Raw genomic sequence first — 16010 nt, 5'->3', positions numbered from 1 at the left:
CACAGCCGAACGATATTTTCCCCAACAGGCGCGGGAATATCTACGCGCCCCTGCGTTGCAGATTCCGATCGGCTCGGTTATCAGCTATAGTGTGTTTTGTTAATGCTCGAAGGGGTTCGAGCGCTTCTTTAAGGGGGAATTAAATGAAAATCGCAGTTGGAATAATTGGCATTCTGCTCGGCTTGGTGTCTATGCTGCAGTCGTGTGCAGTGGCGACGGGCGGAAGCCTTACATCGAACCACGATCTCGCCGGTGCAGGCTCGGTTGGCGTGTTGGTCGGGTTGCTGTTTTTCGTTGGCGGTGCCTTCGCGTTCGGATTGCCGCTGGTTTCCGCCATCGTTTTCGTGGTCGGCAGCCTGTTCGCATTCATCGCGGCCAGTACCTTCACCGACATGAAGATTTGGGCGATTGCCGACCTGATCCTCGCAGCGATGGCGTACTTCGCATGGAGAAGCGCTCGTGCGAGCCGGGTCAAGCTGTCGGGGGTTGCCCCGAAATGACGGACTGGTTTTACGAAGAGAATGGGCAACCACGCGGGCCAGTCTCTGAGAGAGATCTGGCGACAATGTTTGCCAACCGGCTGCTTTCTGCGGAAACACGGGTGTGGACTACGGCCTTCGGCAACGAATGGCGGTCGGCCTCGCAAACGACGCTTGCGAAGTCAGCGGGAGTGATGCCGCCGCCACTACCAGCTGCAAGCGCTACGACCGCACAGCCGCCTCAAACTCAGGCTGCTACTGGCTACTCACCGCCATACGTCCCGCCCAGCGACGTTTGGGCTTATCTGCTTGCCTTTTCACCCCTAGTGTTCGTCGTGCTGGAAGTAGTCCTGTACAAACAGTTTGGGGGCAAGCCGGGCGATGCTGTTCCGGCCATCCTCTACTGGCTCGGTCCGCTGCCGTTGGTTTGGGCTGACGCCCGCAATCTCTATCTCAGCCGACGCAACCCACAAAAGCGCGAAGTGATGCCGTTCGTGCTGCTGACCCCCTTCGCCTATTTCTGGCGGCGCTGGGCGATCACCAGAACGTCAATCAAGTTTCTTTGGATCTGGATAGCCTGCTTCGTGGCCTACGCCGTTGCCATGGCGGCGCTGTCGGACGGCTGAGCCAATAGAGCGAACACGATTCTGTCGGACGGCATTGTAGCCCGGCGACTCATCTGGGTCAGATCATGGACACAAGCGAATTCATTGCCGGGCTGATCATCATTTTGATGATCTACCTCATCCCGGCCATCGTTGCCTTCTGGCGGAGCCACCCGAATCGCTGGGTTATTTTGCTGCTCAATGTGTTCTTGGGCGGCACTGGCATCGTCTGGTTCGGTTGCCTGATCTGGGCCTGTATGGCTGTCCATATCAGCAATGACCCGAACGGTAGCAACGGCGGCGAATCCGGCATCAACCTTGCCGCTAATGATATCTTGCCCGTGCGCCTTGTCAGCAGCCCGCCAGCGCTACCTACGCTGCCACCGCCACTCAATAGTCTACCGCCTTCCAACGACCCCCTTACGCGCCTTGAAAGGCTCAAGAAGCTGCTCGATGACGAAGTGATCGATCGCGACCAATTTGAGCGGCTACGGCAACAGATAATCTGACTGTGTAGGAATTCCTTCACCAATTGCGGGTTTCTTCCTAACAAAGAGGTTCAAATGTCGAAGCTCAGAAAAGACCTCGATGTTCTGCTGTCCACGGTTGACGCGCTTTGCAGCATCCCTTCCATGAACGAATATTTGATTGGCCACACGAGGTTGCCTGCTTGGCAGAAAGCAACAGAATACAGGCGTGTTGGATTCCAACACTTAGCCGTTCTGGTTGACAAGCTGGATCGCGAAGAGAGCTTGGCTATTGAGCATGAACTCCAACGATCGATCTTCGCTTCGATCGGCTCACCTCTCTTGGAGAAATACCATAAAGAAAAGCGCGACCATCGCGTCCTAAGTCGCAGCTACGGCGGATCTCCCACCGATCCGGCGATAAAGGAATGCTCCGTTTACATAGTTTGGTATTGACTGCCATCCAAGCTAGTCGCTTTTGGCCGCTTCCACCGGGTTGGCTTCGAAAGGCACTCAAGCGAGAATTTTTTTCGGCTGTGAGGCTGAACTTGCCGCCTGAAAAGGGCTCTTCCGGACAACTGAAATTCGATTTCAACCGGAGAAGAAAGCTATGCAAAGAAAACTATCTCTTGAGACCGTTAGAGCCCTGCGGCACACGCTTGCTGACCTTCGCGATAGGGATTGGCAAGTCGGCTTTGAAATGATTGCTCTATTCGCCCCCAATTCCCCTCGGTCGCATCTGGTCAGCCGCGCCAGAGACGGTCAGCAGCATACCATCTCATATCCGGAAGTCTCTTCAATCGACGTGGCTGGATCGGTCAGCTCGGCTTTGGATTTTCTGTTGGAATGCTATCCCGACGCCACCTACTGGTTCTGTAGCGGCGCTGTGGCCGACGTCAAAAAAGTCGACCCTGACGGGCCTTATGGGTGCCAGTGCGACCTGCCCGGGCTGGCTGCTTTCGGGGCTGGGTGGACGCCAGCGCTTGCTGTGCTTGATACAATTCTAGCAATCGCTGAATGGCACTTCAAAGAGAATCTTTCATGGCCGTCTTCGGACGAGGGCTACGAGTGCTCACTCCCACAATTCAAGTTTGAAGAGCTAATCCCGCCAACCAGAGACCGAGAGAAAATCATGACTGATGGAATGACGTGGCTCGTCGATAAAGGCTCCTACAAGGCCGCCTACTATGACGCGATTGAGTCTGCCAAGACCAGTTTGCCCCAGACCCTTGTGAGTCAGGTAAGCACTCCTGAGGCGTGGGCACTCACCAGCGAATATGCCGGGGCTAAGAGACGCATCATGGTCATGGGTCAGGAAACCTTCGGCAATCTCACCAGCTTAAGCGCCGCGCGACCCTTTCATTCGTGGTCTGCGGCGATCGGAGAATCCATCACTTTCGATTTCGCAACCGGGGAGACACAGGAGACAAGCCCCTTTTGGCGGGCCTACCAAGAGATCATAACCCAATTGGGATTGCCTTCGCGCAGGCACACCGCCTGGACCAACCTTGCCAAGGTCCAACTGACGCTTGAGGACGGACCTTCAAGAAGCATCTCTACGTTGGAGCCGCAATCCCGCATGGAGGTCATCCGCTGGCAGAAGCCGCTGTTTCTTGCAGAGATGGAGTTCGCAAAACCGGACGCCATCATCATGCTCACTGGCTCGCTAACATGGCTGATTGAGCACATGTACGAGAACGTGCAGATTTCTCAAATGGGCAAGGAAGACGAAGCCTTTAACATCGTCCAGATTCCGGCGCTCAATATTCCCATTGTTCAGACGTATCACCCTGCAGCCCGAGCCGGTTCGGTCACCAACGTCGCTGGCCGCCGCCGCAACGCTGTCGAGCATCTGATATCAAAAATTAACACACTCACCTGACGAAGAGCTGGATGAGCAAATCGGAAAAAATTCGCGAGTTAGCAAAATCGGGAATGAGCACGGCAGAGATCGCTCGCACTCTCGGCATCCGATATCAATTCGCCTATAATGTGCTTCGAACCGAAGGGTGTGGGCTAACGCCCGCAGCGAAATCGGTGGTGGCGACTGGTGGCAAGCCACCCCTTCAAGTCAGCGATCTCCTCGCCGGTGGTTTCGAGCACGTCGGCAGTTGGATCCTTTCACGAGACCAGCGCCTTGTCGTTGACCGCGAGTTGCCCAAGGCGGTGGGCGTATATGCGTTCGCCAAGCAAGATGTCGTCCTGTATGTGGGCGTGGCAACCATGGGACTCGCCAAGCGTCTCTATTTCTATGGCCGCCCCGGGGTATCGCAGCGCACCAGCCTTCGCATCAACGCCATCATGATCAACGAGTTGGTAACCCACCCAAAGATTGACGTCTACGCTGCAATTCCGCCAGACCTGGAATGGAACGGCCTGCCCGTTCACGGAAGCGCAGGACTGGAGCTCGGCCTGATCAAGAAATATGCCCTGCCGTGGAACATGCGAAGTGCGGGTCAATGACCTTTGGATGGCGCTCGAGAGCGCGGCCACCGCGGTCGCTATTGCATCCTCGGATTGTCCGACCAATGGGAAGCCGATGAGCCGGGGTCCAGGTAGCGGCCGATCGAGCGCAGATAGACGACGATCTCAGGTAGCAAGAAATCACGGTCGCCAAACTCTTCGTCTATGCGTCGGAGCTCGTCTTCTGCCGCCACCATCTCTTCGACGTCGCCAAGCACGTAGCCAGAGTGGCCAATAGCGCAGATGTCGCAGCCGGTCTCAATCACCTTAGCGACAAAGGCGGGAATGTCACTCGACCTCATGAGCCGGGCCGCCATAGGTCAGCCTCTACGACTTCCTTCTCCCACTCGGCCTCCTGACGGCTTTGGCGGCCTTCGCTGCGGCCTTCCGGCCGAGCCCGCTCGACTTCGCCAGCGCCGACCGCTGGGCCGCGTAGTTCGGCGCGACCATAGGATAGTCCGATTTCAATCCCCACTTGGCCCGGTACTCGTCGGGCGTCAGGCCGTAGTGCACATCAAGATGGCGCTTCAGCGATTTGAACTTCTTCCCGTCTTCAAGGCAGATGATGTAGTCGGGGAACACCGACCTCTTCGGATTGACTGCAGGCGTAAGCGCCGGGCTCTCTGGCTCGGCTGGAGCGCCGATCTTTGACAGCGACGCATTCACACTTTGAATCAATTCAGGCAGTGATGCGACCGGCACAGCGTTCTTGCTGACATAGGCAGAGACTATATCGGCCGTAAGCTCGATCAGTGCGGTCCCGGAGTTCGATGATAGTTCAGACACGCAATACCTCCTTTTTATAGGGTAGGAATCTCTAGCGAGTTTTCTTAGAAATGCCAGTGCACCAAGAAATGGTTGGGCCTTCCTGCACCGCGCTCGTACAAGCTCGCGGCGATCGAGCGTTTCGAGCCGAGCCGGAAGCCAAACTTGTCGTACATCTAGGTCGAGCCGAGGGCGTATCGCAAGTTTCCCAGCTCAGAAATGAGCCGCTGCCCGGTAGTTTGAAGTGACTTGACTATTTCGCCAGCCTCGTTCTGTTCAATAACAAGAACTGCGCGCTGTGGCTGTTTGGATCGGAATGCAAGGGTCCGGAGGACGAGCAACCAATTCCCTTGTCGATCAAGAACAACTTTACCGACACCATGGGCCAACGATGAGCGCAAACCCTCATTGGGGCGGAACGCCAGCAGTGCTGCTGCAGATGCTTTTCCCTCGGACGCAAAGGCCCCAGTCGGTCCGATCAAGGTCGCTAGTTCTTCGAAGCGCTGCCCTACCAGATGAGGCAGTTTCACAGCAGTGCCACTCCTCGGCTTGCTTGCCAGCACTAAAAGCGTTTCGCTCACCGCTGCCTCACTCCGAGCAATATCAAGGCAACGTCCTCGCCATGCGTTCACAGCGCTCATAGCATGAGCCCACTGATCGTTGCTGACATCAGTAGTAGCGGCCGTCTCGGTATCCATTCGGTTGTCCTACCGGAACCGTCCCCCAACAGAAGGAGGTTCGGAATCATGCCATAAAGTCGGCAATCAAATGCGAAAGCCCTTTAGAGAGGCTAGATAAGTCACAGGTCGCCAGTTTGAAAATACTGTCGAACGCGCTTCATGAATGCCTTTGCGGATCTGACGGGCAGCAATTCAAGAACGCAACCGAAGCGAATTGTATGGCTCGCTGAAAAAAACCCGCCAACTCTGAAGATGGCGGGCCTCAGTCTGGCTTGGGAGGATTGAAGCTTTGGCCGATCACGCCTTCCGCCATTGGTCAGGCTTGCCGACACTGGTATGACGAACGCGCTCGACATCCGGTCGAGTGTTCGGCTCCAGTTCCCGTGCCCTTTCAATCGCCTGACGCTGCGTCGGCAGAACGTCGCTGGCTCGCTGTGAGTCAGGACGCCTTACAGCGTAGTCACCCTGTTCTCGGCGCTCCACATAAAGATGCTTGTCTTTGCTCATTGGGGTTTCCTTGTATCTAGATGTTGGGCCGCATGGACGCGCGACAACTAGACATGGCTAAAATTTGTACAAAAAATGGCGGAAAGGCGGCATGGGAACGAAAATAGAACGCCACCAGCGGTCCGCATAGATTTGAGCCTTCAATAGGTTGTCCATTCGGTCCCGAGCAAGGAAAACCGTTAACTATCGAGGAGGTATCTGCATCGCTTTGCGTCACTGCCTGTAAAGGAGTTCTCCCCTGCGCGACTTTACTCCCCGAAAAGCCCGCCCCCGAGCTAATACGAGACGATAGCTCAATAGTTGAAGTCGAACCGCGACCCAGATACTTTCTTTACCGACTCATCTCTTATTTGATTTGCAAGATCCTCTTTCGCTTTATCGATTTTTTCATCACAAAGAACCGCCAGCCCTGCGCCTCCAATAGGACCCAAGAGCGCGTTCCCCGCGAAAAAACAGACAGTATCTGCGATCATTTTGCACCCGCGATCGTCGGCATCAGCGGAAATTCCTGCAGAAAGATTGTTGTCATAGATTCTTACTTTCCCCCCGGAATTCGCCGCGAAAACGTCCAGCTTTCCAGTGATATTGGGAGTCTGCGAATGCAGTATCACTTTGGGTGCGCACAGCGTACCGCCCGTGGGAGGCGAGATCGGGGCATATACAAGCTCTTGCTCGGCGATCGGAACTTTCAACTTAAAACCAACACCGACAATAGGGTCTATAGACCAGTCGGCCTTGGAGGCTTTCACTGCAGTTGGTCCAAGCACCAATGGCTCGGCCAAAGTTGGCGACAGGCGAATAGGATAAACGTGGACATCTGCCTTGAAGCCTAACTTGCTCTTCTTATCTTCAAACGAAGGGGTGTCGAAATTATATGAACCGTCAGTGGCCGTTAGCCGGAGAGACGCCTCCCCGCGCCCTCGATAATAGTGAATATCCTGGATCTTGATGTCTGCGCCCAAAAAGTCCCCTGAATTCATGCGCGCACGAGCATGTCCCTCAATGTCGCCTTTTGTCAGTTCAGGCTCATCCCCATCTGCTCGCTCCACATGCGCGACCAAAGTGGCTCCTGCGTCGAACCGGACCTTTCCCACATCTCCGCCCTCAAACCCCGAGATCGATCCGTCAACGTCAACGGCCCCAATTGGCAGGCTTTGGCCGTCCTTGTAAATGAGATCGTTCGCTCTAACGCGCGCCTGCGCAATATGCGCAGTCGTGGACGCATCAATCTCAAAATCTTGCCCCTGAAGCGACACTTCGAACTTATTGATTTTTCCTGTGATGGGTGTAATCGTTCGGCTCGAATCCAAGTTCAACGTATCGGCTGCTATCTGGCCTGAGCTTATTTGAACAAGTCCTACATTTGAGATGTTGAATTGTCCGCCGAGAAGACTGGTAGAGAAGGCGTTAATAATGCCGTATACATCAACTTTTCCATCGGACCATCGCACCGCTCGACAGTCCGAGTCACTCTGGTGCTCTGGACAACCCAGAACCAAATCCAAGTTGGTATACCCCAATCGAACGCTGTTCTTCTCGCTAAACCACATTTCGGCGTTCTCAAGTTGTGCCGCCAAGACGCCACGCGCAAAGCTGAGGGTCTCATGGCCACCAGACACATCGTAGTTCATGCCGGAAAATGACGCCTTCGCATATGTAACGTTCAGAGTAGAGTCTCTATTTCCATTGCTAGAAAGGATAATCGAGGTTCCTCGACCAAGCTCACCGGTAAGCGAACCTCTGCTTATCGAGAAATGGGAAGCCTCTTTTGCGAAATCGACTTCGTCGGCAGAAAGTCGGCTTTGTGGACCTATCCTTAGCGTCGTGCGATCAGCCGATATGATTCCATCGGTTAGGCCGAACGTGATTTTGTGAAGTAGTCCGGCTCCAGATTGGGCCTCAAGGTCATAAAATAGGTCGTTGAACACAGCCGTCGAGTCAGGTCCTAGACTCAAGAATCCTTTGTTCGGGAGCAGGATCTGAGCCCCTTCTTCAAAGCTGGCCGCAAGTGCTGACAGCGGACGACCATCTGCCGAGCTGCCATAAAAAGTTGCGCGGCGAATGGGCAAGCCTTGCTCTAGTTTGTCGCATTTCGCGTCAACGCAGCGCCTCATGCTTTTAATTGAGATAAAAGGCTTGCCACTGAAGAGGTCGCCGGGGTCGGCCGAAAGCCTTATGAAGTCATTGATGCGCGCCAGCGGCTCTGAATCACGACAGTGTCCTGACGGAACGATTGTCTGCTCGGTATCGCCCGAAACAAATCCGCCCTCATCGTAACTGAGCCGCTTGACGCTAATGGTGACGCACTTATCACCAACTTGTAGCGTCAGAAGAACGTTTCTCTCGAAGTCCCACGAAGCGGAGACAATAGCCCTGTCTTGATAATTGAACTTGAGAGTGGATCCCATATCCTTCGGAACGTCGAATATGATTTCGCTACTACCGCTCGTAGCCAGATAGCGGCCCTTTAGTAGGTCCAGCCTTGCCTGTCCGTTGGCAGACTTGATCGCTGCCACAGCGCTATCAAGATACGCGCTACCGGCATGAGAAACACATGTAGCGAAAAGCAATATTATCCAGCTTGCGACTATCGATTGAAGACGCATCAGAACCCCCACCCGTGTTTGGTCCAATGTAAGCTCCAAATGTATTAGTGAGTCAAGACAAGCCCGAAGATGTCATTGCGGCTATTGCTGGAGGTGGACGGCGACTAAAAGCGGTCAAAGAGATCAGCGCGTTTTGTCAGGCGGCCATGGCACAGCAAGGCCTTATTCATCTGTTTGATTGAAGTATTCGGTAGATTTGCATCCGTGAACAACCGACCGCTCGAGCGATTTCTGACGCCCCGGCACCGCCCTCGTGCATGTCTTTCACTTTCTGGTGATCTAGGCGCGCTTTGCCACCCAGATAGACACCCTGTCGTTTGGCTTGCTCGATGCCCTCCCGTTGGCGCTCCTTGATAAAACGCCGTTCCATTTGGGCGACCATACCCAAAACAGTCAGCACTATGTGGCCCATCTCGCCCCGCGTCGAAACATGAGGATCGAGTACCGTGACGAATGCGGCCTTCTGTTCGCACTCGTAGATCAGGTTGAGTACGTCGCGGGTGTCGCGCCCGAGCCGGTCGAGGCGTGTCACCACCAGCTCATCCCCCGGCCGCAGGAAGTCTATGATCGTTGCCAATTCGGCCCTGCCGTCACGGCTCGCCCCCGAGACCTTCTCCGATCGGATAATATCGCACCCTTCGGCTTTCAGCTTGACGATTTGCGTTTCTAGATCCTGATCGATCGTGCTGACGCGGGCGTAGCCAATCCTGCTCATCAGGTGTCACCTCAAGGTTTAGGCCTGAGGCTACCTTGTCACAAATAGTCGCTGTCAACTCCGATGTTACGCATGAAGGCCAGGAGCCGGTTACGTCACGCTGGGGTATACCCTGAAGTGCAGCGGCTGGAGGTCTGACAATTGTATGATCGAGCACAAGCGGGCTACCGCATACATCACTATTTGGATCGACTCCGCCGCGAAGGCGGACTCTTGCGTTTCAGCTCTGCTGCCACGAAAGGCCCAAGTTTTTGGAGGAGCTTTCTAGTCCAGTCATCCGGTGCAAGACTGTCTCCTAGCCTGTTTTGGTAGACCTCATAGGCCTCATCTTTCCAGTGCACCGATTCTCCAATTAATACGAAATGGATCCAGTGAACTTTGTCGCTCTGTAGGAAATAGTCGTTTCGCTTCTTCTTGGCCACGCTTGGACCCTCCCGGTTCACTGCGACAAGGTGAGAGGCAAGCGAGGTGTCAATCTCATCCTGGAGCTTGGATAGCGCTGTCGTCTCCAGCGCAATTCCGGCATCTCGCTGCAGCGCAATCGCCATTGTGAATAGGCACGTGTTGGCGAGCGCGTCGTGGCGATAGCCTCCGCCAACATCGGAGTGAACGCCCGGAACCCAAATCTCACGGGACTCACCGTTCGAGGGTTGCAGCCTCGCCAGTACGAAATGGTCGCGCATGTCATGGAGGCTCATCAGATGAACATACCGAAGTACGTTCTCCGATTGCCGCTGGTCAATTACATGCAGGAAGTTGCGAAATTCTCGCGGCCCACCGACACAATCAAAAAGACCTAGGAATTTGATTGAGGGCGTTTCGAGCATCTGCTCCGAATATTGCGATCTGAATTTACTAGCCGCTTCAGCGTAAGAATTGAATGTACCTTTGGTTGCCGCCGAGAATCCCTCGAACATATCGGAGAAATAGCGAACACTGTTTGCTTGGAGCAATCCAAAGTCCGATACAAGCCGACAGAATAGGCGCGCCGCTATCGCTCCCCTAGAGAACCCAATCACAAGTAAGTCGTCGCCGGGCCGGTAGTTGGAAGCGAGGTTGATGTATGCCCGCATGACCATTTCATAGACGCCGTCGCCGAACCATAGCTGCCGAATTTTCGAAAACATACCACGGCTTGTGAACTTCGTGCCGATCCCTGGAATGTAAAAGGTGACCTGAGAGCGATGTCGTCTGCCGATCGATCTGGACTCAGCGACAAGGGAGTTCAGCTTGAACACATTACTCGGTTCCGCCGACGGCTCGGTCGGCTCATTGGCCGTACCATCGAACAAAAAAATGAGCGCGCGCGGCATCCAATCCCCCGCTTGCAGCATGTCTCGATAGCTGCGACAGACTTAAGTTTGGCAGATTTAGCAAATGGACGCTAGGACTCCGCTAGAAAGAGAGCTATGCGACGGACAATTGCGGCTATTTTTGATCTAGAGCGCGATTGAGCATGCCGATAACGTGATCACGCGGCGGTCTTTTATTGGAGCACCGCCTATGTGAGAGCTTTGCGCGATGTCGCTCGATGAAAAGAAGCCCCCCATGGCTGATAAGCACGTAGCCGATTGCGGCTAAAACGTCGTTGAAGAGTTTGGATAACAAGTCTGATGAAGTGAAAAGCGCAAGCCCTCACTGCCGCACACGCCGTCGAGGATGCCGACAGGGCTTTTGGATACATGAGCGAGGACGACCATGTAACATCTGGGTCAACGACCCGCGATGTGCTGAACCTGATCCACGAGTGCGAGCAGCGAGGGGCTTTCGTGACTGTCCTGGACCCGCATGTTTCGACTGGTGGAGAGATGGGCCAAATATTGCTGACGGTGCTAGGCATGGTTGCGCAGATGGAGCGCCGCTTTATCAAGGAGCGCCAGCGCGAAGGGGATCGAGCGAGCCAAACGGGAAGGAGCCTACAAAGGCGGCAAGCGAAGGCTTGATCGAGATCAGATATTGAAACTCCACAGAGAGGGTACCAAACCGACTGCCATTGCGAAGATAGTCAGTTGTTCCAGGATGGACGTTTATCGCGTCATAGAGGCCGCAGGCAGCCACCCTCATTAAACCTCTTCTTGTCGAAATGGTACCTTCTCATTCCCTCGACACACCGCCTGCTTAACTGGTGGCACACCGACATGACGTTCGAGGTGGGTTCGGTTCCGCATTTTTCTGATCACCTGTGCATAGCCGGGCGTTAGGCGATCGCATTCAGCTTCCGCACTACGCGTTCCCCGAGGCTCACGCCGGTTCGGCTCCTCGGAAACCGCCATGCTCTATGTCCCAGCAGCGCGATAATATAGCGCTATCCGAGTAGGACTGCAGCGCCCGCCTCAGTAGCTCTCGAATTAGCCTATCGCTCTGCCTGCGCAATCTACGCCCTCAACCCACTTTTCAACGATATAGCCAGTCTTTGGATTATAGTTTGCATAGCAGTCTACCCACGTGGTGACGAGACAGTCCTGCTGCCCGCCAAGAAACGCTCTATAGTAGCAAGCACCTAGCGTATCCGGATTCTCTGGCCTCGGTGAGTTTCCAACTGGTGCATCATGTCCGGTCGAAGCCATTGATCAATCCTCCCCTTTACCAGGTTTTCGCAGATTTCCTGCGTTAGACAAAATTAGTAGCCTCAAGGATCGTGCGCCGACTGAAAGCTACATTGTCCCCAGAGACCGCGCAACCGGCCACGATTTTTCCCCAATCGTTGAAAAGACTGCTTTCGCTTTAGGTAATGGCACTTCGAGCTTGCGTTTCAGCCTTGATCAACCCTGGGCGAATCCTAAATCCCTACTCGCCCACATCTACCCACGAACCAACCTTGACGAGTGAGACCAGCAGACTTTTGCAGGCTGAGACGCCGCTCGTCGCCCCTTATGGGTCAGAGCAGAGGTTGGCGTGGACAATTGCGCTGACGTCGCCCGGCGAACATCTGTAGCCCGGATAGTCTCCCGCGTGGTCAGCGGTCCTAGATTGAATACCAAGATCGAAACAGCCCGGAGGACCGGCATCCGCCGTGGAAAACGGCCCCTGCGCATTGTGTTGCTCGACCACTTCAACGGTCACTCCCTCCGCTCGCGTTGCGCCCTGGACACATATCTCCTTTCGAACGGTTACAAGTTCAACGCATTGAGGCCCAAACGTAAAGGGCAAAAGAATGTGAAGTAGACCGGTATCCACCGGCGTACACATTGCCGCCGTCGCTTCATTTGTCACGACCGGAAATGAAAGGAAAATAAAACCAATCACATATATGCACCGCTTCATCTGGATCCTCGTGTCCAAATAGTTGCCCCTGTTTCGCACTCCCAGACGGATTCCCTGCGAACTAATAGGTCCGCGATCCTGACCTAGCGCAGTCCCCCATTCTTGCAACTACTTGTTCGTGTACGCGACCGTGCTGTTTCCCTTTGACATATCACAGATTTAATTCTAAACCAGTGGCTGGATGGAGGATCGCGCTGATGCCTATTACCGAGTCCAGCAAAAAATCGGAACAATTCAAAACGCTCAGTAATTACTTGCGTATGAGATTGGAGACCGACCCCCAATTCGCTGAGAGAGTTAAGTCGAATCCAAAGCAGACTTTGATTGATCTCGGGTTCGATAAGAGCGTTTTGCGGGAATCTGGCGCAACTGCGGACGAGTGTACCTGTTACGATACAACCTGCTGGAGTAGTGAATGCCCGGCGACCTGTGTCGGCCCAAGCGTTACCTGGACGCCGGAACTATAGCGGCAATCAGAACAGCTACAAAGGGTACGTGTGGGCCGAAGTCGCATTGTCGGCCACAGTAGATTGTAAATACTCTTAAACCGTTAAGGGTGTTTCTAGCGGTGATGTCTACTGGCGCGCTAACCAAACCCCGTCTCGATGATTTTCTCGACCTTATACTGTCGGAGGCGTCGGTTCGCTCGTCGGCAGACGCGGTGATAGCTGGTGACCAGTGGATCATGATCCGGTCGCGAACGCGCCGATTGCTAGACCAAGGTTGGAAGCTTCATATCTCCGCTAACATTGGCAATAGTCTGCGTGTTCTAAGGGCTGCACTGTCCGTACTCTTGGACCTCGATTGTTCATTTAAGGTGGCGCGGACTCCATTGGTGTTGCGCAGTTTGAACGCTGGCAGTCTTGGCGCGAGCCAGATAGGAAAATTTATTACGGTATACCCCGACAGTGATTCCTCCGCTGTCGAGATCGCCGAACTACTTTATCTTTCGACCTTGGAGTTCAATGCGCCGGAGGTTCCGAGCGATCTTCCGGTTCATCCTGACGGCAATGTCTATTATCGCTACGGCACGTTCATAAACACTTCGATGCAGCTTCCCAACGGCGAAATCGTATCGGCTTTTCGCGCGAAGGACGGATCATTGACGCCTGATCATCGTAGGCCGTTTTATGCCGCGCCAGACGATGTCCCTTGTCCTTTCCCGAATGATCTTGAAGCGCGACGGCGCGACGAGGCCCACCTTATTTCAGATCGCTACCTTCTGTTGTTTCAAGTGTCTAGAACTGCCCGCGGTGCCGTGTTTATGGGCCACGACATCGACAGCAATGTCGCTTGCGTCGTCAAGCGGGCCCGGCTTAGGCCAAACGTTTTTCATAGCGATTCCGACCCGTCAAAAATGCTCCTAGCGGAGCATAGAATGCTTGGAATGTTGCGGGGTCTTAACGTATTCCCGAAGTGTTACGATCTGATTGAGTCCGACCATAACTTATGGCTCGTGATGCAATATGTGGATGGTTTGCCGTTGTCCGAATACGTTACGTCCAAATTCACGCGCGAGGGACCGACAATTACGAAGGAAGTTCTGCAAACCGCAACGGCGATAGCAAGACACGTCGGTACATTGCATCAAAAAGACTTCGTTTATCGGGACTTAAAGTCTAGTAACATTCTGGTGTGCGGTAACGGAAACGTTGATTTCGTTGACGCCGAACACGTGTACCTTTTGTCGGAGATACTAGATCATACCGTTGGGGGCGGGACTAGGGGGTACATGAGCTCCCGTCAATTGAATACTCGTATCCCGTCAAAGCGTGACGATATATATAGCCTCGGGGCTATCCTATACTTTATATTTACCGGTGCAGAGCCGTCTCGATCGCCCACGCCTACGGATTTATTAAGTCGGCGTCTCGAGCTCATGAACAGCGCCTGTCCGCAGGGGATAATTGACCTGGTGACCGAATGTCTTGACCCCGATGGGTTTCCCAACTTGGCAGCGAGTCATGTGAGCTCCAGGTTAGACGACGTGCAATTGCCGGTGAAGGCCAGTCCACGCAACATGGCGGATCGATCGGCTCTCGCGAGTACCTGCGATCCGAGCCTTTTGGCTAATAAGTTGGTCAAGACGCTGATATCTCGCTTTAATTGGCTTGGTGACGGCCAAGGATTCTGGGAATCTTGTCATCCCCTTTGCGTAACATCGGTAGCGCGAGATATACACGTAGGCGTGTCGGGTATGGTTATAGCATTAGCGAACGCTTTGGGTAATGAGTGTTTTGACCGCACGCTCCTCCGCGATGCAACGGAGGTGCTTCTTGGGGCTTGCCGATGGCTTACATCTACTAATAAAATAGTAGAAGGCCGTTTGCCCGGCTTATATGTCGGTGAAATGGGTGTGGCCTATGCACTCTGTGTCGCGGCTACGGAACTAAACAATGAAGAGATTCTTAGATCTGCAATTTCAATTGCGCGTGATACGTCAAGTATGGCTCATACATCGCCCGATTTATTTAATGGAACTGCAGGTCGATTGCGTAGTCTTATTCGAATTTGGGACGTGACAGGCGACGCGCATCTGCTCAAAGATGCGGTAAGTTGTGGTGAAATAATTGCGTCAGCTGCATTGGCGAAAAATGGTGCGTTCCACGCCTGGAAGATACCAAACGGCTTCGGCGGATTAAGTAACAACACCTACCTTGGGTACGCTCACGGAGCCGCGGGCATCGCTGACACTTTGGTTGAATTATACCTACGCACGGGTGACGACCGTTATATCTCAGTTGCTGACGGTGCGGGAGAGTGGCTCTTACAACGTATGCAGCTTTGGAAAGGGCCGGTGGCGGGCGCGTACTGGAATTCGGTTGAAGAGAGCGCTGGGGCGGCGCCTCCATACTGGTGTCATGGGTCGGCTGGAATAGCAACGTTCTTAATGCACCTTTACGAAATTCACCCTGAAGCTTCTCTATTGAAAGCCATGCATTTGGCTTTGAACGCGGTGAGCGAAGGATCACGTTGGGCTACTCCTGCATACTGTCATGGCCTAGCCGGGTCGATTGATGTTTTGTTGGACGCTCATACAATATTGCATTCAGACGATTACCGTCGCAGCGCATTTGAAATTGCCACCATTCTTGAGACATTCCGTATCGAATCTGAGGATGGAGTGGCAGTTTATACAGAGAATCCAGAGGTGACGACCCCTGATTTCATGGTTGGGTACTCTGGCCTCATTGGCCCGTTATTTCGACTCGCCGCAAGTAAACGAGCTTGGTCGGATGATCCAATGACAAGCGGACGTACACGCATCACTCCTTCCACATAGGCGACAAGCGTGGCTGACTTGAACGTCGGGATGACGCTTCTCACGGTTGGAGCCACGGCCCTGGGGACGCTTGCGGTAACCTATTTCGGCAGCTTGCTCCACCATCTTCATCTCAAATGACCAAAGCCGGAATTTTCAAGAAAGGCGAGTTAGCACGAAACAAGGATTCCTTCGGG

At 53.9% G+C, this 16010-nt stretch carries 14 protein-coding genes and 1 pseudogene; 8 read left to right on the top strand and 7 right to left on the bottom strand.

The window, feature by feature from the left end:
* Window positions 1-143: 143 nt before the first annotated feature.
* From EB233_RS31075 to EB233_RS31050, 6 genes are all read left to right on the top strand, one after another.
* Window positions 144-500 carry a hypothetical protein gene (locus EB233_RS31075; RefSeq protein ID WP_064990641.1) on the top strand — a complete coding sequence of 119 codons (357 nt, stop codon included), beginning with the start codon at window positions 144-146 and terminating at the stop codon, window positions 498-500.
* Between the two features lie 65 nt (window positions 501-565).
* Window positions 566-1105 carry a hypothetical protein gene (locus tag EB233_RS31070; RefSeq protein WP_244277717.1) on the top strand — a complete coding sequence of 180 codons (540 nt, stop codon included), beginning with the start codon at window positions 566-568 and terminating at the stop codon, window positions 1103-1105.
* Window positions 1106-1170: 65 nt separating this feature from the next.
* Window positions 1171-1593, top strand: coding sequence for a superinfection immunity protein (locus EB233_RS31065; RefSeq protein WP_064990643.1), 423 nt, complete (start codon window positions 1171-1173; stop codon window positions 1591-1593).
* A 54-nt stretch (window positions 1594-1647) separates the two neighbouring features.
* Entirely contained in the window at window positions 1648-2007 is a 360-nt protein-coding gene (locus EB233_RS31060) for a hypothetical protein (protein WP_064990644.1), read from the top strand.
* A 154-nt stretch (window positions 2008-2161) separates the two neighbouring features.
* The gene (locus EB233_RS31055; RefSeq protein WP_064990645.1) at window positions 2162-3433 is read left to right on the top strand and encodes a hypothetical protein; all 1272 of its coding nucleotides are present in this window, start codon (window positions 2162-2164) and stop codon (window positions 3431-3433) included.
* Between the two features lie 11 nt (window positions 3434-3444).
* Window positions 3445-4014 (top strand): GIY-YIG nuclease family protein, encoded by a 570-nt coding sequence (locus EB233_RS31050; RefSeq protein WP_064990646.1) that lies wholly within the window; start codon window positions 3445-3447, stop codon window positions 4012-4014.
* Window positions 4015-4052: 38 nt separating this feature from the next.
* Here EB233_RS31050 and EB233_RS31045 read toward each other — a convergent pair whose 3' ends face one another.
* The 7 genes from EB233_RS31045 to EB233_RS31015 form a co-directional block, all read right to left on the bottom strand.
* Window positions 4053-4331, bottom strand: coding sequence for a hypothetical protein (locus EB233_RS31045; protein ID WP_246298420.1), 279 nt, complete (start codon window positions 4329-4331; stop codon window positions 4053-4055).
* A gap of 10 nt (window positions 4332-4341) precedes the next feature.
* Window positions 4342-4800 carry a Ros/MucR family transcriptional regulator gene (locus tag EB233_RS31040; protein ID WP_064990648.1) on the bottom strand — a complete coding sequence of 153 codons (459 nt, stop codon included), beginning with the start codon at window positions 4798-4800 and terminating at the stop codon, window positions 4342-4344.
* 155 nt (window positions 4801-4955) lie between these two features.
* On the bottom strand, window positions 4956-5477 hold the full coding sequence (locus EB233_RS31035; protein WP_155765382.1) for a hypothetical protein: 522 nt from the start codon (window positions 5475-5477) through the stop codon (window positions 4956-4958).
* Window positions 5478-5756: 279 nt separating this feature from the next.
* Window positions 5757-5966 carry a DUF2188 domain-containing protein gene (locus tag EB233_RS31030; RefSeq protein ID WP_081294177.1) on the bottom strand — a complete coding sequence of 70 codons (210 nt, stop codon included), beginning with the start codon at window positions 5964-5966 and terminating at the stop codon, window positions 5757-5759.
* A gap of 293 nt (window positions 5967-6259) precedes the next feature.
* Window positions 6260-8572 carry a hypothetical protein gene (locus tag EB233_RS31025; RefSeq protein WP_155765383.1) on the bottom strand — a complete coding sequence of 771 codons (2313 nt, stop codon included), beginning with the start codon at window positions 8570-8572 and terminating at the stop codon, window positions 6260-6262.
* 166 nt (window positions 8573-8738) lie between these two features.
* Complete coding sequence (locus EB233_RS31020) at window positions 8739-9287, bottom strand: recombinase family protein (RefSeq protein WP_064990650.1); 549 nt, start codon at window positions 9285-9287, stop codon at window positions 8739-8741.
* A 179-nt stretch (window positions 9288-9466) separates the two neighbouring features.
* Window positions 9467-10600: a phospholipase effector Tle1 domain-containing protein gene (locus EB233_RS31015; RefSeq protein WP_171892277.1), complete on the bottom strand. Its 1134-nt coding sequence runs from the start codon at window positions 10598-10600 to the stop codon at window positions 9467-9469.
* Window positions 10601-10996: 396 nt separating this feature from the next.
* Between EB233_RS31015 and EB233_RS31010 the strand changes: the two are divergent.
* Window positions 10997-11354 (top strand): annotated as a pseudogene (locus EB233_RS31010) (recombinase family protein); the annotation flags it as partial.
* Window positions 11355-13122: 1768 nt separating this feature from the next.
* Entirely contained in the window at window positions 13123-15834 is a 2712-nt protein-coding gene (locus EB233_RS31005) for a class III lanthionine synthetase LanKC N-terminal domain-containing protein (RefSeq protein WP_081294178.1), read from the top strand.
* Window positions 15835-16010: the final 176 nt, after the last annotated feature.

The sequence above is a fragment of the Mesorhizobium erdmanii genome (assembly GCF_013170725.1).
Taxonomy (GTDB): Bacteria; Pseudomonadota; Alphaproteobacteria; order Rhizobiales; family Rhizobiaceae; genus Mesorhizobium; species Mesorhizobium erdmanii.
The sequence above is the reverse complement of the archived record's forward strand: the minus strand, read 5'-3'. Positions and strand labels throughout refer to the sequence as shown.